Genomic DNA, 24,107 nt, shown 5'->3' on the forward strand with positions numbered 1-24,107 from the left:
CCCACCCGCCCGTGCCGCTTCGGGCGCCTGGGGACGGCGTGCCTTTGGAGCGAGTTGGACTTGTTGGCGCGATGGCGCCGGGTGATCCGCTCGGGTGCGTGGCTTGGGCCCTTGGGCGGCGGGGAAGGCGCCCGAAGCGTCACCCCACCCACCCACCCGTGCCGCTTCGGGCGCTTGCGGGCGGTGTGGGTCAGGCGCGGGTGATGCGGGCGGAGAAGCAGCCTCGGGCGGCGTTGTGGGCGTGGATTTCGGTGATCTCGGGGCCTTCGAAGAGGCGGGCGATGGCGGGGGCGATTTCTGCGCCGCTGGCCAGTTCGGCGGCCTGCATCATGCCGTTTGCGTCGAAGCCGCGCAGGGAGAGCAGGCGGCGTTGCATCACCGGGGGCAGTTCGTCTGTGCTGTCATAGGGCCTGAGGGCGCCTTCGCGCACGAAGATCGCGTGGGTGGCGCGGTAGGGCGTGGCGCGCTTCATGCTGGTGTGGTTGAGCAGCAGGACGGTTGCGCCTGTCGGGACATCTTCGAGCGTGATGCGGTCGGGGAAGCCGGGGTGGTCGGTGACGACCATGCGGGTTGCGCCGCGCTGGGCGAGCTGCGCCTCGGAGAGCCCGTAGAGCGGGCGGAAGGGGGCCGGATCGAGGCCGGTGATGCGGAAGGACATGGGGTGGCTCCTTTGGGTCGGGATGGGGGAATTGTGCCGGTGGGGGCGGCGCCGATCGACCCGGAGCCTGCGGTTTGGGCGTGGCGCCGGAAGAGATTTGAGGCCTCCGGCGGGAGATATTTGGAGCAAGAAAATGGGCAGGGGCGGAGAGCGACATGAGGGGTCGCTTATGGCCTTGTTTTTGCGCGGGCTGGCTGGTTTGCTGGGGGCAACGGAGGCTGCCGCTTGCGCTACAATGCACTGAAAATCCTCACCGAAGGGCTGACCGGCAATCGCGGCTGGCGGCCTGCGTGGCGTCGGCCGGAGCCGAAGGCGGCCTATGACATCGTGATCATCGGGGGCGGCGGGCATGGGCTTTCGACTGCCTATTACCTCGCGCGCGAGCATGGGCTGAAGAATATTGCCGTGCTGGAGAAGGGGCGGCTGGGGCTTGGCAACGTGGGGCGCAACACCACGATTGTGCGGGCGAATTACTTTTTGCCCGGCAACTCCGAGTTCTACTCGATGAGCCTCAAGCTCTGGGAGGGGCTGAGTGCGGATCTGAACTATAACGTGATGCACAGCCAGCGCGGGCTGATCAACCTGTTCCACAGCGACGGGCAGCGCGATGCCTTTGCGCGGCGCGGCAATGCGATGGTGAACCAGGGTGATGATGCGGTGCTGCTGGACCGGGAGGGGGTGCGCAAGCATCTGCCCTATCTCGATTTCGAGCAGGGGCGGTTTCCGATCTTTGGCGGGCTCTACCATCCGAGGGGCGGCACGGCGCGCCATGATGCGGTGGCATGGGGCTATGCGCGCGGCGCCGACAGCCGGGGTGTGGACCTCATCGAGAACTGCGAGGTGACGGGGATCGACGTGGAGGGCGGCCGAGTGACGGGCGTGCAGACCACGCGGGGCGCGATCCGGGCGAAGAAGGTGGCGATCGTCACCGCCGGGCGCAGCGGGCAGGTGGCGGCGCTGGCCGGTTTGCGGCTGCCGATCGAGAGCCACGTGTTGCAGGCCTTCGTGACCGAGGGGCTGAAGCCGGTGATCGACCATGTGATCAGCTTCGGCATGGGGCATTTCTATATCAGCCAGTCCGACAAGGGTGGGCTGGTGTTTGGCGGCGATCTGGATTTCTACCCGAGCTATGCCCAGCGGGGGAACCTGCCGATGGCCGAGCATGTGATGGAGGCCGGGATGACGCTGATGCCGATGATCGGCAAGGCGAAGGTGCTGCGCTCCTGGGGCGGGATCATGGACATGACGCCCGATGGCAGCCCGATTATCGACCGCGCGCCGATCGACGGGCTCTATCTGGATTGCGGCTGGTGTTACGGGGGGTTCAAGGCGGTGCCGGGCTCGGGCTTTGCGCTGGCGCATCTGATGGCGACGGGACAGCCCCATCCGGATGCGGCGGGCTTCCGGCTGGATCGGTTCAGGACAGGGCGGGGCTTGATGGATGAGGAGGGGACGGGTGCGCAGCATAATCTTCATTAGCGTGGTTCTGGCGGCGGGAGTGGCCGGGGCGCAGGAGTTTGGAGGCGAGTGCTGGGCGCGGGATTACAGCGCCGAGCACTTGGCGAAATACCCGGAGCAGACGGTGGAGCGGCTGCGGATTGCCTTCAAGCCGTGGGAGGGCACGGCGGGGGTGGCCGAGATCCGCGCGACCATGGCCGACACGCCCTATACGCAGGCGGATGGGACGGCGGGGCGGAGCTATTCCAACATCCTGCTGTGCAGTCTTCACGAGGGTGGTGCAGGCTGGCCGGACTGGCTGGAGGCCGGGAAGATGACCTGTCAGGGCGAGTGCGATGGCGGGTTCTTTCAGGTGGCGGAGCTGGAGCCGGGGGCGCTGGTGATCCGCACCGAGGGGGTGGCGGTGAGCGACGGCGAGGGCTGCGGCTCGACAATGGTGGCCGATGTGATGAGGGGCAATCCGGAGCGCTATGTTATGACGACCTACAAGCTGGAGAGCGCGCCGCCGGGGGTGTGCCAATGATCCGGGCGGCGGTGCTTCTGGCGCTGGGGGCCGGGCCTGCGATGGCGGGGCCGGATTGCTATCAGCGGTTTTATCCGGATGCGCATATGGCGGCCAATCCGTTGCAGGGCGTGCAGGGGTTGGTGCTGCATTTTCACCCGCTCGACGCGGGCGGGCGGGGTGTGCAGCTTTGGGCGGAGCTTTCGCCCGAGGCCGAGGGCATTGCATCGGGCGAGGTGGGAGAGCGGTATTATTCCGACATGCGCTGCGAGGCGGGCGGGCCTGCCGTGGAGGGGGCGGACCCGGCGGCGGAGACTTGTTTTGACCTTTGCGATCAGGGCTTTGTGCAGATCGTGGAGGAGAGTGACAGCAGGCTGTTGATCCGGAGTTTCGGGCTGGGGCTGCATGGAAACACCTCGGCCTGCGATGGCGGTGCGGTGCTGGCGGATCGCAGCGCGGCGGGTGGCTACGCGGTGACGACCTTCCGGCTGGATGGCACGGCGGAAGCGGAGTGCGAGGGGTGAGGATTGCCTGCCCCCTCTGCGGCGCGCGCGACAGCCGGGAGTTCACGCCGGTGGGCGGGGCGGAGCTTTTGGCGCGGCCCGAGCCGGAGGCGGGGGCGGCGGCATGGGACGATTACCTGCACAACCGGGCGAATATCTGCGGGCCGAGCCGGGAGCTTTGGTATCACGGCGCGGGCTGCGCGAGTTGGCTGGTGGTGGAGCGGGACACGGCGAGCCACGAGGTGCTCTCGGTGAGCCTTGCCCGGGAGACGGCGCGGTGAGGGCTTTTGGCACGGCGCGACGGGCGCCGCTCTGCGGGGCGCTGGCATGAGGATTCAGGGGCGCGGACATGCGCTGGACCGGGGGCGGACGGTTCCGTTTTCCTTCGATGGCAAGCTGATGCACGGGCATCCGGGGGATACGCTGGCTTCGGCGCTTTTGGCCAATGACTGCCGGGTGGTGGCGCGCTCGTTCAAGTATCATCGCCCGCGGGGGATTTTCAGCGCCGGGCCGGAAGAGCCGAATGGCTTGGTGACGGTGAAGGGGCCGTGGGGGGCGGTGCCCAACCAGCGGGCGACCATGGCGGAGCTTTACGAGGGGCTTTGCGCCACCAGCCAGAACCGCTGGCCTTCGCTCGCCTTCGACCTGCTGGGCGCGAATGACATGCTGCATCCGTGGCTGGGGGCCGGGTTCTACTACAAGACCTTCATGTGGCCGCCCAAGCTCTGGCTGAAGCTCTATGAGCCCGTCATCCGCCGGGCCGCCGGGATCGGGGCGCTGGCGCGGGCGCATGATGAGACGCCCCATGAGAAGGGTTTTGCCTTTTGCGACCTGCTGGTGATCGGTGGCGGACCTGCCGGGCTGATGGCGGCGCTTGCGGCGGGCCGGGCCGGCAAGCGGGTGATCCTCTGCGATGAGCAGAGCGGTTTTGGCGGGCGGCTGCTGGGCGAGCGCGAGGAGGTGGGCGGGATGCCGGGCCATCTCTGGGCGGCAGGGGTGGTGGCCGAGCTTGCGGCCATGGAGAACGTGCGGGTGATGGCGCGGACCTGCGTGACCGGGGTTTATGACCACGGAACCTTTGCGGCGGTGGAGCGGGTGGGGGAGCATCTGGCGCATCCGGGCGCGGGGCTGGTGGCGAGCTGTTTCTGGCGGATCGTGGCGGGCGCGAGCGTGCTGGCGACGGGCGCGGTGGAGCGGATGGTGGCCTTTCCGGGCAACGACCGGCCGGGGGTGATGGCAGGCGGCGCGGTGCGGTCCTACCTGAACCGCTGGGGCGTGCTTGCCGGGCCTCGGGTGGCGGTGTTCGGCGGCGGCGCGGGCGTGGCGCGCACGGCGCGGGAGCTGGCGGCGGTGGGGCTGCCGCCGGTGGCGGTGATCGACGCCCGTGCGGGCGGCGAGGCGCCGGTGGATGCGCCCTTCTTCGCGGGCGGGCAGGTGGCCGCGACACAGGGGCGGATGGGGCTGACCTCGGTCACGGTGCAGGCCGGCGGGCGGCGTGAGAAGATCGGGGCGGATGTGCTGGCGGTCTGTGGCGGATGGGTGCCGCAGGTGCAGCTGGCGACCCATCTGGGGGCCAAGCCTGTTTGGCGCGACGGGATGTTTCTGGCGCCCGAGGGTGCGGTGCCGGGGATGGTCGTGGCCGGGGCGGCCTCGGGGTTGGCGGGCACGCATGAGGCGCTGGCCTCGGGGGCGCAGGCGGCGGTGACGGCGCTGGGCCTGACCGGGGGCGTGGAACTGCCGGAGGCGGAGGATGCACCGCGCGAGGCGGCACCGCATTTTGTCGACCTCAAGGGCAGGGCCTTTCTGGACATGGGCAACGACGTGACGGTGAAGGACATCCGCCTTGCCGCGCAGGAGGGGTTTGCGCGGGCCGAGCACACCAAGCGCTACACCACGCAGGGCATGGCGCCGGACCAGGGGCGGGTTTCGGGCGAGGCGGCGATGGCGGTGCTGGCGGAGGCCACCGGGCGGACGCTGGCGGAGACCGGGCTGACGACCCATCGGCCCCCCTTCGCACCGGTGAGCATTGGCGCGATGGGGGCAGGCGGGCGCGGGCGCGGGTTTGCGCCGGTCCGCGAGACCACGAGCCATGCCGCCGCCGTGGCGGCGGGCGCGCCGATGGTGGAGGCGGGGCTGTGGTATCGGGCGTCGTATTTTCCGCGCGCAGGCGAGACCACATGGCGCGAGGCCTGCGACCGGGAGGTGCGCATGGTGCGCGGCGCGGTGGGGGTTTGCGATGTGTCGACGCTGGGCAAGGTGGATGTGCAGGGGCCGGGGGCGGCGGCGCTGCTGGACCTGCTCTACACCGGCCGGATGTCGGGGCTGAAGGAGGGCCGGGTGCGCTACGGGGTGATGCTGCGCGAGGACGGCCACGTGATGGACGATGGCACGGTGGCGCGGCTCGGGGCCGAGCATTTTCTGGTGACGACGACGACCGGGGCGGCGGGGCCGGTGGTGCGGCACATGGACTTTGCCGCGCAGGTGCTGGCGCCGGAGCTGGATGTGCAGATGATCTCGGCCACCGAGCATTGGGCGCAGTTTGCCGTGGCCGGGCCGCGGGCGCGGGCGGTGCTGGGCGCGGTGCTGGAGGAGGTGCCGGAGCTGCCCTTCATGGGCTGTGCGGCGGTGGATGTGGCGGGCGTGGCCGGGCGGCTCTTCAGGATCAGCTTTTCGGGCGAGGCGGGCTGGGAGATTGCGGTGCCCGCGCGGTTCGGGGCTGCCTTGTGGGCCGCACTGGTGGCGGCGGCGGAGGGCGAGGGCGGCGGGGCTTACGGGGTGGAGGCGCTGAACGTTCTGCGCATCGAGAAGGGCTTTGTGACCCATGCCGAGATCCATGGCCGGGTGACGGCCGGCGATGTGGGGCTGGGCGGCATGGTGAGCCCTGCGAAGGATTGCATCGGCAAGGTGATGGCGCAGCGTGAGGGGCTGGCGGACGGGCCGCACCGCGAGCAGCTCGTGGGGCTGCGCCCGGTGGGGGCGGTGCAGGCGCTTTCGGCCGGGGCGTTTCTGTTCGAGGAAGGGGCGGAGGCCGGCCGGGAGAATGCGCAGGGCTACACCACCTCGGCCTGCTGGTCGCCGACGCTGGAGTGCGGGCTGGCGCTGGGCTTCGTTAAGGACGGGCGGGCGCGGCATGGGGAGCGGATGCTCTTCGTCGATCACCTGCGCGGGGTGCGGGCGGCGGTGGAGATTTGCGATCCGGTGTTTTTCGACCCCGAGGGGGAGCGGATGCGCGGGGCCGTGGAGGGCGCGGGGCGGTGGGGTTCTCCCTCCCTGCGGGCCGAGAGTTCTGCGGCGGAGGTGGTCGAGGCGGGGGATCTGCGCCTGTCGGTGCTGGAGGCGGGGGCGATGTTTGCGGTGCTGCCGCTGGGTGGGGCCGGGGTGAAAGTTGGTGGCTTGGAGTTTCCGGCGGCGGGGGCGAGCGTGGCGCAGGGGGCGGCGCGGCTTTGCTGGTGGGGGGCGGGGCAGGCGATGTTGATCGGCGGCGAGCCGGGCGCGGTGGATGGCGCGGCGGTGGTCGACCAGTCGGACGGCTGGGTCGGCTTTGCGCTGGAGGGCGCGGGGGCGCCGGAGGTGCTGGCGCGCCTCGTGCCGCTGGATTGCGCGGTAATGGCAGAGGGCGCGGTGGCGCGCAGCTTGCTGGGGCATATGCCGGTGGCGGTTTTGCGGGTTGGCGGAGGGTTCCGGCTTTATACCTTCCGCTCGATGGCGGCGACGGCCTGGGGCGAGCTTGGCCATGCGGCGAGACGCGTGGCGGCGCGGTGAGGCTTGCGGGAGGGCGGGACAAGTCCCGCCCTACGGGTGTTGCGGCGGTGTGGCGCGGGTTTGGGTCCAGCACGTAACGGGGTGGTGGACCGGGGGCGCTGCCCCCGGACCCCCGGAGATATTTTCAGCAAGAAAATGACAGGTCAGCGGTCTGTGTTGCGGCGGGCGAGGCGGAGCAGCCAGAGGCCGAGGAAGAGGGTGAGGCCGAGGGCGGCGAGGAAGCCGAGGGCCTGTCCGGCGATCTGGGCGCCGAGCGCGAGGTTCTGGGCGAAGGCGCGGCCGAGGCCGACGTAGATGGCGACCCAGACCGCCTCTCCGGCGAGGCCCCAGAGGGTGAAGGTGAGCCAGCGCATGCCGCTGGCCCCGGCGGCGAGGTTGGCATAGGGGCCGAGCGGGGCGAAGAGCCAGCAGGTGAGGAATATGCCGGGGCCGCCGCGGTTGAGGGTGAAGTCGCGGGCGCGGGCGAAGAGGTGCTGGCGTTTGGGGCGGCTGGCCATCCTGCGGTCGATCCAGGCGCCGCTGCCGCGGCCGAGCTGGTAGCCCATCTGGTCGCCCAGCACCGCGCCGGAAAAGGCGCCGAGGGCGACGGGGGCGAGGGAGAGGTCGCCGGTGGCGGTGAAGGCCCCGCCGGTGAGCATGAGCAGAGAGGAGGGGACGGGCACGCAGAGGCAGGAGAGGAAGGTGATGCAGGCGAGGATGGGCACGCCGTAGGCGGCGAGGAGTTCGAAGAGGAGATCCGACACCGGGGCGCTACTCCTGCGCCTGGCGCTTGGCGTGGAGGGCGAGGAAGGCCTCGGCTTCGGTGAGGACCTGCGCGAGGGGGACGCCGCGCTTTTGGGCGATGGTTTCGAGGGTGGGGCGCTCTTTGGGGTCGGGGGGGACGCCGAGGTGGCGGGCGAGGTCACGCCCGTCGACCAGCCAGGAGTGGGCGATGTAGCGCGGGGTCATCCAGGGCTCGAGCGCCTGGGCCTGGTGGGCTGGGTCCATCCAGTAGAGGGTGCGCTGCACGGTGCGGATGCCGAAGAAGAGGGTGGCGGCGAGGGCGAGGGCGAAGGCGGCGGTGAGGATCGGGTGGCGGCGCAGGAGGGTCATGCCGGGGCGGGTGTGGCGAGGGGGCTTTGGGTCTGCCGTGAGGGGGACAGTTGGACCTGGCTGGTGAGAGATCCTCGGGTCGGGCCCGAGGATGACGGTGCTGGCGCGGTGGGTCGGGTGCTCATTTTGTGAGGCTTTTCATGCCGGTGGTGAGGCCTTCGAGGGTCATGGGGACCATGCGGGCTTCGAAGATCTCGCGGATCATGGCGATGGATTGGGTGTAGCCCCAGTGCTTTTCGGGGACAGGGTTGATCCAGAGGTTTTGCGGCCATTGCTGGCGGGCGCGGGTGAGCCATGTGCTGCCCGCCTCTTCGTTCCAGTGCTCGTTGGCGCCGCCGGGGTAGGCGACCTCGTAGGGCGACATGGAAGCGTCGCCGACGAAGATGGCACGGTAGTCGGGACCGTATTTGTTGATGATTTCCCAGGTCGGCGTCTGCTCGGACCAGCGGCGGCGGTTGTCGCGCCAGACGCCCTCGTAGAGGCAGTTGTGGAAGTAGTAGTATTCGAGGTGCTTGAACTCGGCGCGGGCGGCGGAGAACAGCTCTTCGACGACCTTGATGTGGGGGTCCATCGAGCCGCCGACGTCGAGAAACAGCAGCACCTTCACGGCGTTGCGCCGTTCGGGGCGAGTGATGACGTCGAGGTGGCCATGCTCGGCGGTGGCGCGGATGGTGCCGTCGAGATCGAGCTCCTCATGGGCGCCGTCGCGGGCCCATTGGCGCAGGCGTTTGAGGGCGACCTTGATGTTGCGGGTGCCGAGCTCGACAGAGTCGTCGAGAATGCGGAATTCTCTTTTGTCCCAGACTTTTACGGCGCGTTGGTGACGTGATCTCTCCTGCCCGATCCGCACGCCTTCGGGGTTGTAGCCATGGGCGCCGAAGGGGGAGGTGCCCGCTGTCCCAATCCACTTGTTGCCGCCCTGATGGCGGCCTTCCTGCTCTGCGAGGCGCTCGCGGAGGGTTTCCATCAGCTTTTCGAAGCCGCCCATGGCCTCGATCTCGGCCATTTCCTCGGGGGAGAGGTGCTTTTCGGCCTGTTTGCGCAGCCAGTCTTCGGGCAGGTCGACGGCCTCCAGAACGGCTTCGAGCGGGATGCTTTCGAGGCCCTTGAAGGCCTGCGAAAAGGCCTGGTCGAAGCGGTCGAGGTGGCGCTCGTCCTTCACGAGGCAGGTGCGGGCGAGGTAGTAGAAGGCGTTGATGTCGTAGGTGGTCAGCCCGGCCGAGACGGCATCGAGAAAGCTCAGGTGCTCGCGGAGAGTGACGGGCACTCCGGCTTTGCGGAGGGTCTGGAAGAAGGGCAGGAACATGGAGGCAGGGTGGGCGCGCGCGGGGGGCGGGTCAAGCCCGGCCTACATCTCCGCGAACTTGATCGACTCGCCGCAGCCGCAGGCCTCGGTCACGTTGGGATTGTTGAACTTGAAGCCGGACTCCAGCAGCGAGGTTTCATAGTCGATCTCGGTGCCGAAGAGGAACATCTGGGCCATCGGCGCGATCATCACGCGGGCGCCGTCCTGCTCGACCACCTCATCGTGTTCGTCAACGATATCAGCGTATTCCATGGTGTATTCCATGCCGGCACAGCCGCCCTTCTTGACGCCGATGCGCAGGCCCTGGTGGCCGTCGCGCTGCATCAGCCGAGCGATTTCGGTGACGGCGCGGGGGGTGATGGTGACGGCTTGCTTGCCGGGAATGCCGAACATGTGGAGTGCTCCTTTGAGGCATATGTAGGCCGGGAGGGGCCATGGCTCAAGGGGGCGCCCCATTGCAGCGGGGCGCCCGTGTGGTTGTGGTGCCTGCTCAGAGGCCCATGCAATTGGCGTAGAAGGTGACGGTGGCGGGCCAGTCGGAGAAGATGCCTTCCACTTCGACGTCCTGGGCCAGGGTATCGACCAGCTCGTAGATGTCGCCGTCGCTGTCGGTGATCTCATTGGTCGAGTTGTAGTACCAGCCGCCGCCCGAGGCGAGCGGGCCGGAGCGCTCCAGCGACCATGTGATCAGATTGAGGCCGGCGTCCTTGGCGGCCTTGGCATAGGCGGAGGCGGCGTAGGTGCCGTTTTCGGGGGTGACCAGCATGTTCAGCGAGGGGGCGAGGTATTGCACGCCCTTGGCCTTGAGGTCGGCGAAGTCCTGTTTCCAGGTTTCGGGGTCTTGCTCGTCGAAGCTGTCGTCGGGTTCCACGAGGAAGACCGCCTGCTTGCCGAATTCCGGTTCGTTCTCGACCCAGTAGAGCACGTCTTCAAGGTTGAAGCTTTGCGGGAAGACCTGGGAGGGGTCGACACCGGCGGCCTTGTACTCGTCGATCATCTTCTGGGCGTAATCGGCCTGGGTGAAGCCGTCGAAGGGCATGTCGACGGAGGGGCCTTTGAGCTCGGGGGTCATCTTGACGCCGAGTTCCTTGAACAGCTCGATCGACTCTGCGTGGGTGAGGATGGTTGGCTCCTGAACGTAGAGCGCGGTGCGCCATCCGGCGATGCCGCCCTGATACTCTTCGGCGGTGGTGGCGGCGCTGTCGGCGCTGTCCATCTTGGGCATGAGCGACTTGAACTCGGCCAGGGTCAGCTCGGAGGTGCGGCACTCGGCGGCGGCCTTGGTCTCTCCCGCAGCGGCAGAGAAGGGGGTGGTGCAGGAAGCGGCGAGGTCGCTCACGAGGATGTTGGTGGTGGTGTGCAGGTCGTTCTGCGCGTGGCGGCAGACCAGTTCCTTGTCCTTGGTGAAGGTCACGTCGCATTCGCCCACGCCAGCGCCCATGCCGGCCCCGGCGCGGTAGCTCTCGGCGGTGTGCTCGGGGAACATCATCGGTGCGCCGCGGTGGGCGATGGAAAACTCCGACTTTGCAATGGGTTGGCCAATGCAGCTTTGCAGCTTGGATTTCAGCTCACCCTCGGGGAGCTTGCCGATCAGGTAGGCCGGGCGGGGGCCGTAGCCGGTGAGTGCGGCATCTGCCAGCGCCGGGGCGGCGGTGGCGAGGAGCAGGGCGGCGAGAAGAGGGGTATGGCGCATTTGGTGCGACTCCTTTGTTTGCGATGGACGCAAGAGAGGGTCGAACCATGACGGGCAGGCCACGCTTGGGTGACAGTCGCGTGACGTCCTGCAAGTCGCTGATGCGTTTACATGAATCCGAGCTCGAGGCGGGCTTCGTCGCTCATCATCTCCATGCCCCAGGGTGGCTCCCAGGTGATTTCGACGTCGACCTGCTTCACCCCGGCGATGGGTTCGATGGCATCGGCCAGCCAGCCGGGCATTTCACCGGCCACGGGGCAGCCCGGTGCGGTGAGCGACATGGTCACGTTCACCTCGTTCTCGGGCGAGATGTCGAGCGTGTAGACGAGGCCGAGATCGTAGATGTTTACAGGGATTTCAGGGTCATAGACCGTGCGGCACGCTTCGACGACCTGCTCGTAGAGCGGGTGGTCGGTGGAAGAGGGCTTGATGAGGGGGGTGCCCTCAAGGGGAGGCGTGGGCTCTGACATTGGGTTCCTAGGGGGTTCCTGTTCCTGAGTGTTTACATAGGAGAAAGGGGCGGGTGCGGCAAGGGCAGGGCGGCGAGAGTTGTTCAGGCGGGGGGGACGGAATGGCGGTGGCGCAAAGGTGCCGCTACGGCACGCAGGTTTTGCCAGAACGTCCGCCTGCGGCTAGGCTTGGCGTGGTGAACAATTGGCGAGGGGTGTGTGCGATGAAATGGCTCTTGAGAGGGATCTGCCTGGTGCTGGCCTCCGGCGGGAGTGCCACGGCGCAGCAGGAGGGTGGTGACGGGGCGGTGGATTGCGACGCGCTCTATGCCGAGATCACCGCCGACACGCCGATCGACCTGAAGAGCTGCACGCCGCAATACGGCAGCTCCACGTTGGACCAGTGCACACCGCCGGCAGCGGAGATCGCCCGCCGTCCGACCAGCCACATGATCCTGGCGATCGACGCCTCCGGCTCAATGGCCGGACAGGTGGGCGGGGAGAGCAAGATGGCGGCGGCCAAGCGTGAGGCGCTGGCGTTTCTGAAGGACATTCCGCAGGAGGTGAAGGTTGGCCTGGTGGTCTATGGCCACCGGGGCAACAACAAGGAGGACGGCAAGGCGGAGTCCTGTGCGGCCTCGGAGCTGGTGCATGATTTCGGGGCGCGGCGCGGCAAGCTGGAGGAGAGCATTCGCGATCTCAGCCCGACCGGGTGGACGCCGCTGGGCGGGGTTCTGGAATATTCGGCCGGGCTGGTGGCCGACCTGCCCGCGCCGAAGGAGGAGGAGGGCGACCTTGCGCCGGTGGTCTACCTGATCTCGGACGGGGAGGAGACCTGCGAGGGCGATCCTGTGGCGGCGGCCGGGGCACTTTACGAGGCGGGGGTGAAGACGGTGGTGAACACCATCGGCTTTGACGTGGACGCAGGGACCGCCGCCCAGCTCGAAGCCATCGCGGCGGCGGCGGGGGGCACCTACTATCCGGCCAAGGATGCCCGGGAGCTGCGCCGCCAGCTCGATGCGATCAAGGAGACCGAGGCGCAACTGGCCCGCTATCGCTATTGCGTGCATCTGAATGCGGGCCGTGTGGCCAAGGTCTATTACGATGCCTACCTCGAACTGGCCAAATGCGTGAAGCGCAACGATCCGACGGAGCGGCAGATGGCGGTGCTGCGGGCGATGAAGGCAGCGGAGGAGAGCGGGGCCCCCGGCGCCGCCTGCGCGGCGGCGCTGAACAAGCGGGCGCGTGACGAAGCGCGCGCGCTGCGCGGGGTGACGGGGGAGCTGTCTTCGGAGGTGCGCGAGGCGTCGAGGGCGGCGGTGGCGGCCTATCGGGCGGAAATGGCGCTGGAGTAGGGTAGGGGCGCAAGGTCACTTCCCTGCGACGGGTGAGCGCAGGGAATTGGCGGCGGCACCCGGATAGCCTAGAACCGCGGGTATGATAGCTGAACTGGGCCACTTTGCGTTGATCCTTGCCGCCGTTCTTTCGGTGGTGCAGGCCGTGGTGCCCCAGATCGGGGCTGCCAAACGCTGGAGCGGCTGGATGGCCATGGCCGAGCCTGCGGCGGTGTTCCAGTTCGTGCTGGTGGGCATTTCCTTTGCGGCGCTGACATGGGCCTTCGTCACCAGCGATTTCTCGCTGCGGCTGGTCACGCTGAACTCTCACACCCTCAAGCCGATGCTCTACAAGATCAGCGGTGTCTGGGGGAACCACGAGGGCTCGATGCTGCTCTGGGTGCTGATCCTCGCGGGTTTCGGCGCGGCGGCGGCGGTGTTTGGCGGCAACCTGACCGAGACCTTCCGGGCGCGGGTGCTTGCGGTGCAGGCAACGGTGGGCGTGGCCTTCTATGCCTTCATCCTCTTCACCTCCAATCCTTTCCTGCGGCTGGCGGATCCGCCGCTGAACGGGCAGGATCTGAACCCGCTGCTGCAAGACCCGGGCCTCGCCTTTCATCCGCCGTTTCTCTACCTCGGATACGTTGGCCTGAGCATGGCCTTCTCCTTCGCCGTGGCCGCGCTGATCGAGGGCCGGGTGGATGCCGCCTGGGCGCGCTGGGTGCGGCCATGGACGCTGGCGGCATGGGTGTTTCTGACCATCGGGATCGCGCTGGGCTCGTGGTGGGCCTATTACGAGCTTGGCTGGGGCGGCTTCTGGTTCTGGGATCCGGTGGAGAATGCGAGCTTCATGCCGTGGCTCTTTGCCGCCGCGCTGCTGCACTCGGCCATCGTGGTGGAGAAGCGCGAGGCGCTGAAGGCCTGGACGATCCTGCTGGCGATCACCGCCTTCGGGTTTTCGCTCATCGGCACCTTCATCGTGCGCTCGGGCGTGATCACCAGTGTCCATGCCTTTGCCAATGACCCGGAGCGGGGGGTGTTCATCCTCGTGATCCTCGGGGTTTTCGTGGGCGGGGCGTTTTTGCTGTTTGCGCTGCGGGCCGGGTCGATGGAGGCCAAGGGGCTGTTTGCGACGGTGAGCCGGGAGACGGCGTTGGTGCTGAACAACGTGCTGCTCTCGGTGGCCTCGCTGCTGGTGTTTGTCGGCACGGTCTGGCCGCTGGTGGCGGAGCTGGCGTTGGGCAAGAAGCTGAGCGTACAGGCGCCGTTCTTCGACACCGCCTTCACCCCTTTCATGGTGGCACTGGCGGTGATCTTGCCGATTGGCGCGATGCTGCCGTGGAAGCGGGCGAAGCTGGGCCGGAGCCTGCGCGCGGTGATGCCGGCGCTGGTGTTGGCGCTGGCGGCGCTGGGGCTGGTCTGGGCGGTGCAGAGCGGGCGCAGCCTGCTGGCGCCTGTGGGCTTTGGGCTGGCGGTGTGGATCGTGGTGGGCGGTGTCGTGGACATGATGAGCCGCACCGGGCGCGGGCCGCTTGCCGGGCGCATCGCGCGGCTGGGCCGGTTGCCGCGCGCCGATTGGGGCAAGTTCGTTGCCCATTCGGGGCTGGGCGTGACCATCCTCGGGGTGGCGGCGATCACCGCGTGGCAGGTGGAAGACATTCGCGTGGCCAAGCCCGGCGAGCCCTATGAGGTGGCCGGCTTCACCATCGAGCTACAGGGCGTGGAGCGGGTGCAGGGGCCGAACTACTTCAGCACCATGGCGGCGGTGGCGGTGTCGCAGGGCGGCCAGCAGATTGCGGTGCTGCACCCGGAAAAGCGGGTTTATCCGGTGCAGGCGATGCCGACGACGGAAGCGGCGATCAGGAACGGGCTCTGGCGCGACATCTACCTTGCGGTGGGCGATGAGCAGGCCAGCGGGGGCTGGGCGCTCAGGACCTATATCAAGCCCTTTGCCAACTGGATCTGGGGCGGGGCGATCCTGATGGCGCTGGGCGGCTTCCTGTCGCTCTCCGACCGGCGGTTCCGGCTGGCGGCGGGGGCTTCGCGCCGGGCGCGGGCAGACGGGGTGCCGGCGGAATGAGGCTGATGCGGCGCATGGCGGGGGCTGCCGCCCCCACAGCCTTGATCCTTGCTCTCTGGGCCGGGATGGCCCTGGCGCTGGACCCTTCGGAGATGCTCGACGATCCGGCGCTGGAAGCGCGGGCGCGGGCGCTGGATTATGAGTTGCGCTGCGTGAAGTGCCAGGCCGAATCCATCGCCTCTTCCAATGCCGACTGGGCGCGCGATGCACGCGCCCATGTGCGCGAGATGATCGCCGCGGGCGCGAGCGATGCGGAGGTGAAGGCGGAGTTCCTGCGGCTTTACGGGGACTTCGTGCTGATGAACCCGCCCAAGGAAGGCTGGAACCTGATTGTCTGGCTGGCCGGGCCGGCGCTGCTGCTGGCCGGGCTTGGCGTCGCGGTGGGGGCGCAGCGGCAGCGGCAGAGAAATGCGGGCAAATCCCCCGATGCGCTGGACCCGCAGGAGGAAGCCCGGCTGAACGAGCTTTTGGGCAAAGACATGTGACGCGCCGTTTGGGCTTTTCTGAACCGATAAGTTCACTATCTTGTCCCTGAGAAATTCAGGGAGCCCCAAGATGATATATGAAGCGATCCGCTACTCGGTGCGTGACCACGTGGCGGTGATCACGCTCAACACCCCCAAGAAGATGAACTGCCTCAACACCCAGATGCGGGCCGAGATCCTGCATGCGGTGAAAGCGGCGGAGGCGGAGGCGCGCGTGCTGGTGATGACCGGTGCGGGGCCTGCCTTCTGCTCGGGGCAGGATCTGGGCGAAGGGGCCTCGGCCAGCGATGCCGACATGGAGCGCACGCTGATCGACGAATACGAGCCGATGCTGAAGGCGATCTACGAGTGCCGGGTGCCGACGATCAGCGCGGTGAACGGCCATGCCGCGGGGGCAGGGGCCAACCTTGCGCTGGCCGCCGATGTGGTGATTGCCGCCGAGAGCGCGGTGTTCCTTCAGGCCTTCGCGCGGATCGGGCTCATTCCCGATGCCGGGGGCACGTGGTGGCTTCCGCGCCAGGTGGGCTTTCCGAGGGCGATGGGGGCGGCGCTCTTTGCCGAGCCGGTGAGCGCGAAGGACGCGGCGGAGTGGGGCATGATCTGGGAGGCGGTGCCCGACGAGGGCTTTGCCGACCACTGGTGGGGCCGGGCGCAGCACCTCGCCAACGGGCCGACGCTGGCCTATCGCCAGATCAAGCGGGCGCTGCGCAGCGCCTATGACAACAGCCTTGAGGAACAGCTTGCGCTGGAGGCGAAGTTGCAGGGCAAGTGCGGCAAGAGCCGGGACTTCCAGGAAGGGGTGATGGCCTTTCTGGAGAAGCGGCCGGCCAGTTACGAAGGGCGGTGAGCCGCTTCTCGGGCGCAAAAACGAAAACGGCCGCCGGAAGGATCCGGCGGCCGTTTGCTTTGGGGGCTGGCCCTGTCAGACCGCGACGAGCGAGACCGCTGCGTCGAGCTGGGCCTGGGTGAGGCCGGGCGAGGTGACGGTGGCCACCACGGTGCCATCGACCGAGACCGTGCCGCCGGTGGCGGAGAGCGCGGTGGTGACGGTGGGGGCCGTGGTGCCATCTTCGTAGTGCACCATGATCTCGTCTTCCGCCGGGTCGAAATCGGTGATCTCGGCGGAGCCGTCCTGCCAGGTGCCGACGAAGAAATCGTCTGCGCCTGCGCCGCCGGTGGCGGTGTCGTTCTCGCCCAGAACGAGGATGTCCTTGCCTTCGCCGCCATCGACGGTGTCGGCCGAGCCGTTGCCGCCGTTGGTGACGAGCTCGCCCAGAAGCTCGTCGAGCAGGGCCTCGCGGGTGGCGAGGTTGGAGGCGGTGGGCAGAGTGGTGATGACGCTGGCTTCGGAGAAGATGATGTCGTTGCCGTCGCCGCCGTTTAGCGTGTTGGTGCCGTCGCCGTCGACCAGCATGTCGGCCTGTGCGCCACCGTCCATGGTGTCGTTGCCTTCGCCGCCGATCAGGATGTCGGCGCCGGTGCCGCCGTCGACGGTGTCTGCGCCGGTGCCGGCGTCGATCACGTCGTTGCCCTCGTCACCGGAAAGCACATCGGCACCGTCACCACCGAGGATGGTGTCGTCCCAGATGCCGCCGGAGATGGTGTCGTTGCCGAGACCGCCGTCGATCATGTCCTTGCCGAGGCCGCCGGTGATGACGTCGTTGCCGGAGCCGCCGAAGATGGTGTCGAAGCCTTCGCCGCCGTCGATGGTGTCGTGCCAGTCGCCGCCGTCGATGGTGTCGGCGCCGCCGCCGCCCATGATCGTGTCCTTGCCGCCTTCACCGAAGATGGTGTCGCCGCGCAGGCCGCCGTCGATGGTGTCGTCGCCTTCACCGCCGTAGATCGTGTCGGGGCCTTCGCCGCCGTCGATGGTGTCGTTGCCGCCGGCGCCGTTGATGGTGTCGCTGCCGTCGCCGCCGAGGATGGTATCCCAGCCGGTGCCGCCGTCGATGGTGTCGTTGCCGAGGCCGCCGGCGATGGTGTCGGCGCCGCCGTCACCGTTGATGGTGTCGTTGCCGTTGTTGCCTTCGAGCGTGTCGTTGCCTTCACCTCCGTTGATGGTGTCGTCCCAGTCGCCGCCCTGGATGAAGTCGTCGCCGGCGTCGCCGTTGAGCACGTCCTGCCCGTTGCCGCCGATCAGGATGTCGTTGCCCTCGCCGCCCGACAGCCGGTCGAAGCCATTGCCGCCGTCGATCCGGTCGTTGCCGCCGAGGCCGTCGAAGAAATCCGCGCCGTCGGTGAGCGTTACGTCATCGGGGCCTTCCGTCCCCTCGGTATCGGTCGGCTCTGCAGCCGAGGAATCGTCATTGTCGCTGCCGTCATCGACGAGCGCCGCGATCAGGCCGAGACCGAGAAGTGTAGGAAGGATATAAATCCACATGTCAAAGAACCCCCATTGGACGCCGAATCTGGCGAAACCCACTGAAACAAGGCTAACATGTGAAGGGATTGTGTCCACATGTGGCGTGCTGTGGAAATCCATTGTTTCCATATCGTTACCAGTCACATCTGCCGGTTGAGGCGGGCCTGATAACAACATGTTGGGGGTGGCACCCGCCCCGGTTGCGGGCAGGTGCCGGGGGCCGTGTCAGGCCGGGATCAGATGCACCGATGCGTTGAGCTCGGCGAGGGTGAGGCCCGGCGAGGTGATGACGGCGACCACCGAGCCGTCGAGCGAGAGGGTGGCACCCGTCGCGGTGAGCGCGGTGGAGACGACCGGGGCCGTGCCGGTGTTGAGATAGGGCACGAGGATGTCGTCTTCGCCGGGGGTGAAATCCTCGATCGTGGCGGCGCCCTTCATCCATTTGCCGAGAGCGAAGGCATCGAACCCGCTCCCGCCGTTTGCGGTGTCGCCCTCGCCGAGCAGGAGCAGGTCGTTGCCGGCGCCGCCCGATACGATATCGGCATTGGCACCGCCATCGGCGCTTTGGAGCAGGCTTTGCAGCAGATCTTCGGCCACCTCGGCGTTGAGAGTGTATCCCGGCGTGTCGAGCGCGGCGGAGAAGCTGGAGCGAGCGGAGAAGATCACATCGTTTCCGGCGCCGCCCGAGAGCGTGTTGCTGCCCTGCGCATCGTAGAGCAGGTCGTCGCCGTCGCCGCCATCGAGCGTGTCGTTGCCGGCCCCGCCGAGCAGCAGGTCGATGCCCGCGCCGCCGCTCAGGGTGTCGTTGCCGCTGCCGCCGGAGAGCACGTCGTGCCACGCGCCGCCGTCGAGCGTGTCGTCGCCAGCATCGCCGAAGAGCAGGTCGCGGCCGCCGTCGCCGTTCAGCGTGTCATTGCCGGGGCCGCCGTGGAGGGTATCGTCGCCCGGCCCGCCGGAGAGGGTGTCGTCCCAGTCGCCGCCGTCGAGCAGGTCGTTGCCGGGGCCGCCCTCGAGCGTGTCCTTGCCCGGCCCGCCGATCAGGGTGTCGTTGCCAGTGTTGCCCAGCAACCTGTCGTGGCCGGCGGCGCCGTCGATGGTGTCGTCGCCCGCGAGGCCGTCGAAGTAATCGGCGCCATCGGTGAGGGTGACCGTGTCATCGCCCTCGGTGCCCTCTTCGGCATCGCGCGCGGCGTCATCGTCGTCGTCGTCATTGTTGTTGATAAGGGCGGCGATGGCGCCCGCGGACAGCAGGATGGGAAGCAAGAAGACCCACATGGTGCAACCTCTGGAGGGCCACCACGATCGGGGCCCTGGCGGGCGGGATTTACCATGTTTCAAAGGGGCCGAATAGCGGGATCGAGAGGCGCGCGAGATTGTTTCCGAGGGCCGCGCCGGATACATCTGAGGGTTGCGCGGGGTGGGCGCCGGACATGAAAAGGGCCGCACGTGGCGGCCCCTGACAGGTTGGATTGTTGCGCGATCAGCGGTCTTCGACCTCGACGTAGTCGCGGAACGGCGCGCCGGTGTAGAGCTGGCGCGGACGGCCGATGCGCATGGTCGGATCGGCGAGCTGCTCTTTCCACTGGCTGACCCAGCCGACGGTGCGCGAGAGCGCGAAGATCGGCGTGAACATCGAGGTGGGGAAGCCCATCGCCTCGAGGATGATGCCGGAGTAGAAATCGACGTTCGGGAACAGCTTTTTCTCGGCGAAGTAGGGATCGGCGAGGGCCTGCTTTTCCAGCTCCTTGGCGGTGGCCAGGATCGGATTGTTCTCGACGCCGAGCAGATCGAGCACCTCGTCGGCAGACTGCTTCATCACCGTCGCGCGGGGATCGAAGTTCTTGTAGACGCGGTGGCCGAAGCCCATGAGGCGGAAGGGGTCTTCCTTGTCCTTGGCGCGGGCGATGTACTCGGGGATGTTCTCGGGCGAGCCGATTTCCTTGAGCATCTCGAGGCAGGCCTGGTTGGCGCCACCGTGGGCCGGGCCCCAGAGGCAGGCCACACCGGCCGCGATGCAGGCGAAGGGGTTGGCGCCGGAGGAGGAGGCCAGGCGCACCGTGGAGGTGGAGGCGTTCTGCTCGTGATCGGCGTGGAGGGTGAAGATCCGGTCCATCGCGCGGCTCAGGATCGGGTCGACCTTGTACTCTTCTGCCGGCACCGCAAAGCACATGTGCAGGAAGTTCTCGGCATAGCTCAGGTCGTTGCGCGGATAGACGAAGGGCTGGCCGACGGAATACTTGTAGGCCCATGCGGCGATGGTCGGCATCTTGGCGATCAGCCGGTGCGAGGCGATCTCGCGCTGCTCGGGGTCGGAAATATCGGTGCTGTCGTGGTAGAAGGCGGCCATGGCGCCGACCACGCCCACCATCACGGCCATCGGGTGCGCGTCGCGCCGGAACCCGCGGAAGAAATACTGCATCTGCTCGTGCAGCATGGTGTGGTGGGTGATGGTGAATTCGAAGTGCTCGAGCTGCTCGGCGGTGGGCAGTTCGCCGTAGAGCAGGAGGTAGCAGACCTCGAGATAATGCGATTTGGAGGCGAGCTGGTCGATCGGATAGCCGCGGTGCAGCAATTCGCCCTTCTCGCCGTCGATGAAGGTGATCGTGCTCTCGCAAGCGGCTGTGGAGGTGAACCCCGGATCGTAAGTGAAGACATCACCCTGAGCGTAGAGTTTGCGGATGTCGATCACATCGGGCCCAGCGGTGGGTGTGTGAATCGGCAACTCGATCGACTTGTTGTCGAATGTCAGATTTGCCGTCTTGGAGGTGTCTGCCATGAAAGTCCCTTTCAGTGGTCACGGGCGCACGCAGGCCCTTGTAGAACAGGCCTCGCATGAGGATCTTGTTCCTCTTTACGGCAACACAGTTAGCACGGATTTAACCGGCCTCAAGTCGCCGCGTCTTGCAGCCGTGCCAAAGTTTCAGCCCGGCCGATCACCAGCATCATATCGAACACGCTCGGCGTTGCCGCCCGGCCCGAAAGTGCTGCGCGAAGGGGGGCTGCAAGCTGTCCGAACTTGCTGTTCCTGCTCTCCGCGAACTCTCCGAGCGCAGCCTCCAGCGCCTCGCGGTTCCAGCTAGCATTTTGCAGGTGCGGCGTCAATTCCGACAGTATACCACGGGATACCGGGTCCAACGCCTTGGCGGCTTTTTCGTCGGGAACAAAGGGCCGCGTGCCGACCACGAAGGCGGCCTTTTCGAGCAGTTGGGGCAGGGTGCGAGCGGAGGGTTTGAGGCAATACATCGCCCGCAGCAACCCGTCCTTCTGAGATTCGGTCAGCTCCACTGCCTCGATGGCGGTGAGATAGGCCTCGATCTCGCCCATCAGGTCCATGTCGTCCATGGCGGCGATGTGCTGGCCGGAGAGATTGTCGAGCTTCTTGAAGTCGAAGCGGGCGGCGGCCTTGTTGATGCCGTCGAGGGAGAACCATTCGCGGGCCTGCTCGTCGGTGAAGAACTCGTCGTCGCCGTGGCTCCAGCCGAGGCGGGCGAGGTAGTTGCGTATGGCGGGGGCGGGGTAGCCCATCTTCTGGTACTCCTCCACGCCGGTCGCGCCGTGGCGCTTGGAGAGCTTCTTGCCGTCGGGCCCGAGGATCAGGGGCAGGTGGGCGTAGACCGGGAGCGGCCAGCCCATGGCGGTATAGATGTGGCACTGGCGGGCGGCGTTGTTGAGGTGGTCGTCGCCGCGGATCACGTGGGTCACGCCCATGTCGTGGTCATCGACCACCACGGCGAGCATGTAGGTGGGCGTGCCGTCGGAACGCAGCAGGATCATGTCGTCCAGCGTGGAGTTCTTGAAGGTCACGTCGCCCTGCACCGCATCGTTGATGACGGTCTCGCCCTCGCGCGGGGCCTTGAGGCGGATCACGTGGGGCGCATCGGGGTGGCTGGCCGGGTCGGCATCGCGCCAGGGCGACAGGTAGAGCGTGGAGCGGCCCTCGGCCTTGGCCTGCTCGCGGAAGGCGGCAATTTCGTCCTGCGTGGCGAAGCATTTGTAAGCGGTGCCATTGGCCAGCATCTCGCGGGCGACCTCGGCGTGGCGCGGCACCCGCTCGAACTGGCTGACCGCATCGCCGTCCCAGTCGAGCCCGAGCCAGCGCATGCCGCGATAGATTGCGTCGGTGGCTTCGGGGGTAGAGCGGGCCCGGTCGGTATCTTCGATGCGCAGGAGGAACTTGCCGCCCATCTTGCGGGCGAAGATCCAGTTGAACAGGCCGGTCCGCGCGGTGCCGATGTGCATGTACCCGGTGGGCGAGGGAGCGATGCGAGTGACGACTTGAGCGGGCGCGTCCGAGGGCATGGGCGGCGTTAACCTTTTATAAAGGAAGATTTGTCTCTGCTGGGAGACGTGTATGCAATCGGCTCAGGCAGGGCAAGGCCACCACTTATGGGGAGGCTGGCGCTGCCGCTCCTTGCCCAACGGGGGCACCTGCTGCTTTGGTCTCCGGTCTGCCTCGGGCTGGGAATCGGCGGATATTTCTCGCTTTTACAGGAGCCTGCGGGCGCACAGGTGGGTCTGGCGGGGGCTGCCGCGCTGGCCGGGCTGCTGCTCGCACGGCTGGCGGGCGAAGGGCTGGCCCCGGTGTTCGCGGCGCTGGCGCTGGTGCTTTTCGGCGGGGTGCTGGCCTGGGCGCGCACGGCGGATGTGGCGGCGCCGGTGCTGGGCTATCGCTACTACGGGCCGGTAGAAGGGCGGATCGTGGACATCGACCGCTCGGCCTCCGACGCGGTGCGGCTGACGCTGGACCGGGTGCGGCTGGGCGACATGGCGCCCGCGCGGGTGCCCGAACGGGTGCGGGTATCGCTCCATGGCGACCAACGGTGGCTGGTGGCGGAGCCGGGCCTGCAGGTGATGCTGACCGCCAACCTGTCGCCGCCACCGGGGCCGGTGGAGCCGGGGGGCTACGACTTTCGCCGGCAGGCGTGGTTCGACCGGATCGGCGCGGTCGGCTACACGCGCACGCCGGTCTTTGCGATGGCCCCGGCAGAGAACAGCCGCGCCGGCCTCGTGATGTTCCGGGCGCGGGTGGCGCTGTCTGCGGCGATCCGGGAGCGGCTTGGCGGCCAGCCCGGGGCCTTTGCCGCCGCGCTGCTGACCGGCGACCGCTCGGCGGTGTCGGAGCGCACGTTGGAAGACCTTCGCGCTTCGAACCTTGCGCATTTGCTGGCCATCTCGGGGCTGCACATGGGGCTGCTGACGGGCACGATCTTTGCCGCGATCCGCGCCTTGCTGGCGCTGATCCCGTGGCTGGCGCTGCGGCTCGACACGCGCAGGCTGGCGGCGGTGGTGGCGCTGGTTGCGGGGGCGGGCTACCTAGGGCTTTCGGGCGGCAACATCGCCACGGAACGGGCCTTCATCATGGTGGCGGTGATGCTGGGCGCGGTGTTGATCGGGCGGCGGGCGATCTCGCTCAGGGCGGTGGCGCTGGCGGCGGTGATCGTGCTGGTGCGCAGGCCGGAGGCGCTGCTGTCGCCCGGGTTCCAGATGAGCTTTTCGGCCACCACGGCGCTGGTCGCGGTGTTCGGGGCGATCCGCGATGGCGGCGGGTTTGGCGCGCGCTGGCCGGCGCCGCTGAAGGGGGTGGCGGCGCTGGTGATATCCTCGGCGGTGGCGGGCGCGGCGACGGCGCCCTTTGCGGCGGCGCATTTCAACCGGATCGCGGATTACGGGCTGATCGCCAACCTCGCTTCGGTGCCGGTGATGGGGCTCTGGGTGATGCCCTGGGCGCTGGTGGCGGGGGTGCTGGCGCCGCTGGGGTTGAGCTGGCTGCCGTTGCAGATCATGGGCTGGGGCTGCGCCTGGATCCTCGGCGTGGCGGCCTGGGTGGCAGGGCTTTCGGGCGCGGTGACCCATGTGGTGAGCCCGGGGCCGTGGGTGCTGCCGGTGCTGGCGTTCGGCGGGCTGTGGCTGGTGCTCTGGCGCGGCGGCGGGCGCTGGCTAGGGCTGGGCGGCCTGGTGCTGGCGCTGTGGCTCTGGAGTGGGGCCGAACGGCCTGTGTTGCTGGTGTCCGACCGGGGCGGGCTCGTGGGGCTGCTGGGGCCGGAGGGGCGGGCGCTTTCGAAGGCGAAGGGCGAGAGTTTTACGGCCGAGGTCTGGCTGGAAAATGATGGTGACGGCGCGCGGCAGGAGGTGGCGGCGGCGCGGATGGCGGCGGCAGAGGGCGGTGTGCTGCGGTTCGAGGCGGCAGGGCACGCGGTGGTGCATGTGTCGGGGCGGGGGGCTGCGGCGAGGGCCGGCGGGCTTTGCGGCGAGGGGCTGCTGATCGTGAGCGTAGAGCCGAAACCGCCGGTTGAAGGCGATTGCGACCTATGGAGCCCCTCCCGGATGCGCGACACCGGCGCCTTGGCGGTGATGCAGGATGGAAAGCTGGTGACCGCCGCCGATCGTGCGGGGCGGCGGCCCTGGGCGCCCTAGGGCGGGATC

The 24,107-nt window shown here is 68.1% G+C and carries 21 protein-coding genes; 10 read left to right on the forward strand and 11 right to left on the reverse strand.

Translation table 11 applies throughout. The annotated features are described in order from the left end of the window. Positions 1-190: 190 nt before the first annotated feature. Complete coding sequence (locus GTH22_RS02620; RefSeq protein ID WP_252943001.1) at positions 191-658, reverse strand: DUF1203 domain-containing protein; 468 nt, start codon at positions 656-658, stop codon at positions 191-193. Positions 659-883: 225 nt separating this feature from the next. Between GTH22_RS02620 and GTH22_RS02625 the strand changes: the two genes are divergently transcribed. From GTH22_RS02625 to GTH22_RS02645, 5 genes are read left to right on the forward strand one after another with little or no spacing between them, the layout of a single operon-like run. Next, positions 884-2,137: a sarcosine oxidase subunit beta family protein gene (locus GTH22_RS02625; protein WP_252943003.1), complete on the forward strand. Its 1,254-nt coding sequence runs from the start codon at positions 884-886 to the stop codon at positions 2,135-2,137. Beyond that, the gene (locus tag GTH22_RS02630; protein ID WP_252943005.1) at positions 2,115-2,639 is read left to right on the forward strand and encodes a hypothetical protein; all 525 of its coding nucleotides are present in this window, start codon (positions 2,115-2,117) and stop codon (positions 2,637-2,639) included. The genes GTH22_RS02625 and GTH22_RS02630 overlap by 23 nt, the downstream gene beginning before the upstream one ends. After that, the gene (locus GTH22_RS02635; RefSeq protein WP_252943007.1) at positions 2,636-3,142 is read left to right on the forward strand and encodes a hypothetical protein; all 507 of its coding nucleotides are present in this window, start codon (positions 2,636-2,638) and stop codon (positions 3,140-3,142) included. Before GTH22_RS02630 ends, GTH22_RS02635 begins: the two co-directional genes overlap by 4 nt. Next, entirely contained in the window at positions 3,139-3,402 is a 264-nt protein-coding gene (locus tag GTH22_RS02640; protein WP_252943009.1) for a sarcosine oxidase subunit delta, read from the forward strand. The genes GTH22_RS02635 and GTH22_RS02640 overlap by 4 nt, the downstream gene beginning before the upstream one ends. A gap of 46 nt (positions 3,403-3,448) precedes the next feature. After that, a complete protein-coding gene (locus GTH22_RS02645; protein ID WP_371928309.1) occupies positions 3,449-6,883 on the forward strand; it encodes a 2Fe-2S iron-sulfur cluster-binding protein in 3,435 nt (1,144 codons plus the stop codon). A gap of 143 nt (positions 6,884-7,026) precedes the next feature. Here GTH22_RS02645 and GTH22_RS02650 read toward each other — a convergent pair whose 3' ends face one another. The 6 genes from GTH22_RS02650 to GTH22_RS02675 form a co-directional block, all read right to left on the reverse strand. Beyond that, the gene (locus GTH22_RS02650) at positions 7,027-7,626 is read right to left on the reverse strand and encodes a VTT domain-containing protein (RefSeq protein WP_252943011.1); all 600 of its coding nucleotides are present in this window, start codon (positions 7,624-7,626) and stop codon (positions 7,027-7,029) included. A gap of 7 nt (positions 7,627-7,633) precedes the next feature. Further along, positions 7,634-7,975 (reverse strand): hypothetical protein, encoded by a 342-nt coding sequence (locus GTH22_RS02655; RefSeq protein WP_252943013.1) that lies wholly within the window; start codon positions 7,973-7,975, stop codon positions 7,634-7,636. A 121-nt stretch (positions 7,976-8,096) separates the two neighbouring features. Next, positions 8,097-9,281 carry a VWA domain-containing protein gene (locus GTH22_RS02660; RefSeq protein ID WP_252943015.1) on the reverse strand — a complete coding sequence of 395 codons (1,185 nt, stop codon included), beginning with the start codon at positions 9,279-9,281 and terminating at the stop codon, positions 8,097-8,099. A 42-nt stretch (positions 9,282-9,323) separates the two neighbouring features. Further along, complete coding sequence (locus GTH22_RS02665) at positions 9,324-9,674, reverse strand: iron-sulfur cluster assembly accessory protein (RefSeq protein WP_252943016.1); 351 nt, start codon at positions 9,672-9,674, stop codon at positions 9,324-9,326. A 97-nt stretch (positions 9,675-9,771) separates the two neighbouring features. Continuing rightward, positions 9,772-10,974, reverse strand: coding sequence for a glycerophosphodiester phosphodiesterase family protein (locus GTH22_RS02670; RefSeq protein WP_252943017.1), 1,203 nt, complete (start codon positions 10,972-10,974; stop codon positions 9,772-9,774). Between the two features lie 107 nt (positions 10,975-11,081). Next, positions 11,082-11,444, reverse strand: a complete 363-nt coding sequence (locus GTH22_RS02675) for an SUF system Fe-S cluster assembly protein (protein ID WP_252943018.1) — start codon at positions 11,442-11,444, stop codon at positions 11,082-11,084. Positions 11,445-11,647: 203 nt separating this feature from the next. On the opposite strand from GTH22_RS02675, the gene GTH22_RS02680 reads away from it, so the two are divergent. From GTH22_RS02680 to GTH22_RS02695, 4 genes are all read left to right on the forward strand, one after another. Then, positions 11,648-12,778, forward strand: coding sequence for a VWA domain-containing protein (locus GTH22_RS02680; RefSeq protein WP_252943019.1), 1,131 nt, complete (start codon positions 11,648-11,650; stop codon positions 12,776-12,778). 82 nt (positions 12,779-12,860) lie between these two features. Beyond that, positions 12,861-14,837: a heme lyase CcmF/NrfE family subunit gene (locus GTH22_RS02685; RefSeq protein ID WP_252943020.1), complete on the forward strand. Its 1,977-nt coding sequence runs from the start codon at positions 12,861-12,863 to the stop codon at positions 14,835-14,837. A 41-nt stretch (positions 14,838-14,878) separates the two neighbouring features. Further along, positions 14,879-15,322, forward strand: a complete 444-nt coding sequence (locus GTH22_RS02690) for a cytochrome c-type biogenesis protein (RefSeq protein WP_252943021.1) — start codon at positions 14,879-14,881, stop codon at positions 15,320-15,322. A gap of 70 nt (positions 15,323-15,392) precedes the next feature. Further along, positions 15,393-16,169: an enoyl-CoA hydratase-related protein gene (locus GTH22_RS02695; RefSeq protein ID WP_252943022.1), complete on the forward strand. Its 777-nt coding sequence runs from the start codon at positions 15,393-15,395 to the stop codon at positions 16,167-16,169. Between the two features lie 75 nt (positions 16,170-16,244). On the opposite strand, the gene GTH22_RS02700 is transcribed toward GTH22_RS02695, so the two are convergent. The 4 genes from GTH22_RS02700 to gltX form a co-directional block, all read right to left on the reverse strand. Continuing rightward, positions 16,245-17,702: a calcium-binding protein gene (locus tag GTH22_RS02700; protein ID WP_252943023.1), complete on the reverse strand. Its 1,458-nt coding sequence runs from the start codon at positions 17,700-17,702 to the stop codon at positions 16,245-16,247. 207 nt (positions 17,703-17,909) lie between these two features. Then, complete coding sequence (locus GTH22_RS22185) at positions 17,910-18,959, reverse strand: calcium-binding protein (RefSeq protein ID WP_305884651.1); 1,050 nt, start codon at positions 18,957-18,959, stop codon at positions 17,910-17,912. A gap of 205 nt (positions 18,960-19,164) precedes the next feature. Then, complete coding sequence (gltA, locus tag GTH22_RS02720; protein ID WP_252943025.1) at positions 19,165-20,460, reverse strand: citrate synthase; 1,296 nt, start codon at positions 20,458-20,460, stop codon at positions 19,165-19,167. Between the two features lie 110 nt (positions 20,461-20,570). Next, on the reverse strand, positions 20,571-21,983 hold the full coding sequence (gene gltX, locus GTH22_RS02725) for a glutamate--tRNA ligase (protein WP_256471546.1): 1,413 nt from the start codon (positions 21,981-21,983) through the stop codon (positions 20,571-20,573). Between the two features lie 87 nt (positions 21,984-22,070). On the opposite strand from gltX, the gene GTH22_RS02730 reads away from it, so the two are divergent. Continuing rightward, positions 22,071-24,098, forward strand: a complete 2,028-nt coding sequence (locus tag GTH22_RS02730) for a ComEC/Rec2 family competence protein (protein WP_252943028.1) — start codon at positions 22,071-22,073, stop codon at positions 24,096-24,098. Positions 24,099-24,107 lie beyond the last annotated feature (9 nt).

This window comes from Oceanicola sp. 502str15, from assembly GCF_024105635.1.
In the GTDB taxonomy this organism is placed as follows: Bacteria; Pseudomonadota; Alphaproteobacteria; order Rhodobacterales; family Rhodobacteraceae; genus Vannielia.

Coding starts and splice junctions, on each gene's coding strand:
- GTH22_RS02620 (WP_252943001.1), bottom strand. CDS start 658: ATGTCCTTCCGCATCACCGGCCTCGATCCGGCCCCCTTCCGCCCGCTC.
- GTH22_RS02635 (WP_252943007.1), top strand. CDS start 2,636: ATGATCCGGGCGGCGGTGCTTCTGGCGCTGGGGGCCGGGCCTGCGATG.
- GTH22_RS02645 (WP_371928309.1), top strand. CDS start 3,449: ATGAGGATTCAGGGGCGCGGACATGCGCTGGACCGGGGGCGGACGGTT.
- GTH22_RS02655 (WP_252943013.1), bottom strand. CDS start 7,975: ATGACCCTCCTGCGCCGCCACCCGATCCTCACCGCCGCCTTCGCCCTC.
- GTH22_RS02660 (WP_252943015.1), bottom strand. CDS start 9,281: ATGTTCCTGCCCTTCTTCCAGACCCTCCGCAAAGCCGGAGTGCCCGTC.
- GTH22_RS02665 (WP_252943016.1), bottom strand. CDS start 9,674: ATGTTCGGCATTCCCGGCAAGCAAGCCGTCACCATCACCCCCCGCGCC.
- GTH22_RS02670 (WP_252943017.1), bottom strand. CDS start 10,974: ATGCGCCATACCCCTCTTCTCGCCGCCCTGCTCCTCGCCACCGCCGCC.
- GTH22_RS02675 (WP_252943018.1), bottom strand. CDS start 11,444: ATGTCAGAGCCCACGCCTCCCCTTGAGGGCACCCCCCTCATCAAGCCC.
- GTH22_RS02680 (WP_252943019.1), top strand. CDS start 11,648: ATGAAATGGCTCTTGAGAGGGATCTGCCTGGTGCTGGCCTCCGGCGGG.
- GTH22_RS02685 (WP_252943020.1), top strand. CDS start 12,861: ATGATAGCTGAACTGGGCCACTTTGCGTTGATCCTTGCCGCCGTTCTT.
- GTH22_RS02695 (WP_252943022.1), top strand. CDS start 15,393: ATGATATATGAAGCGATCCGCTACTCGGTGCGTGACCACGTGGCGGTG.
- GTH22_RS02700 (WP_252943023.1), bottom strand. CDS start 17,702: ATGTGGATTTATATCCTTCCTACACTTCTCGGTCTCGGCCTGATCGCG.
- GTH22_RS22185 (WP_305884651.1), bottom strand. CDS start 18,959: ATGTGGGTCTTCTTGCTTCCCATCCTGCTGTCCGCGGGCGCCATCGCC.
- gltA (WP_252943025.1), bottom strand. CDS start 20,460: ATGGCAGACACCTCCAAGACGGCAAATCTGACATTCGACAACAAGTCG.
- gltX (WP_256471546.1), bottom strand. CDS start 21,983: ATGCCCTCGGACGCGCCCGCTCAAGTCGTCACTCGCATCGCTCCCTCG.
- GTH22_RS02730 (WP_252943028.1), top strand. CDS start 22,071: ATGGGGAGGCTGGCGCTGCCGCTCCTTGCCCAACGGGGGCACCTGCTG.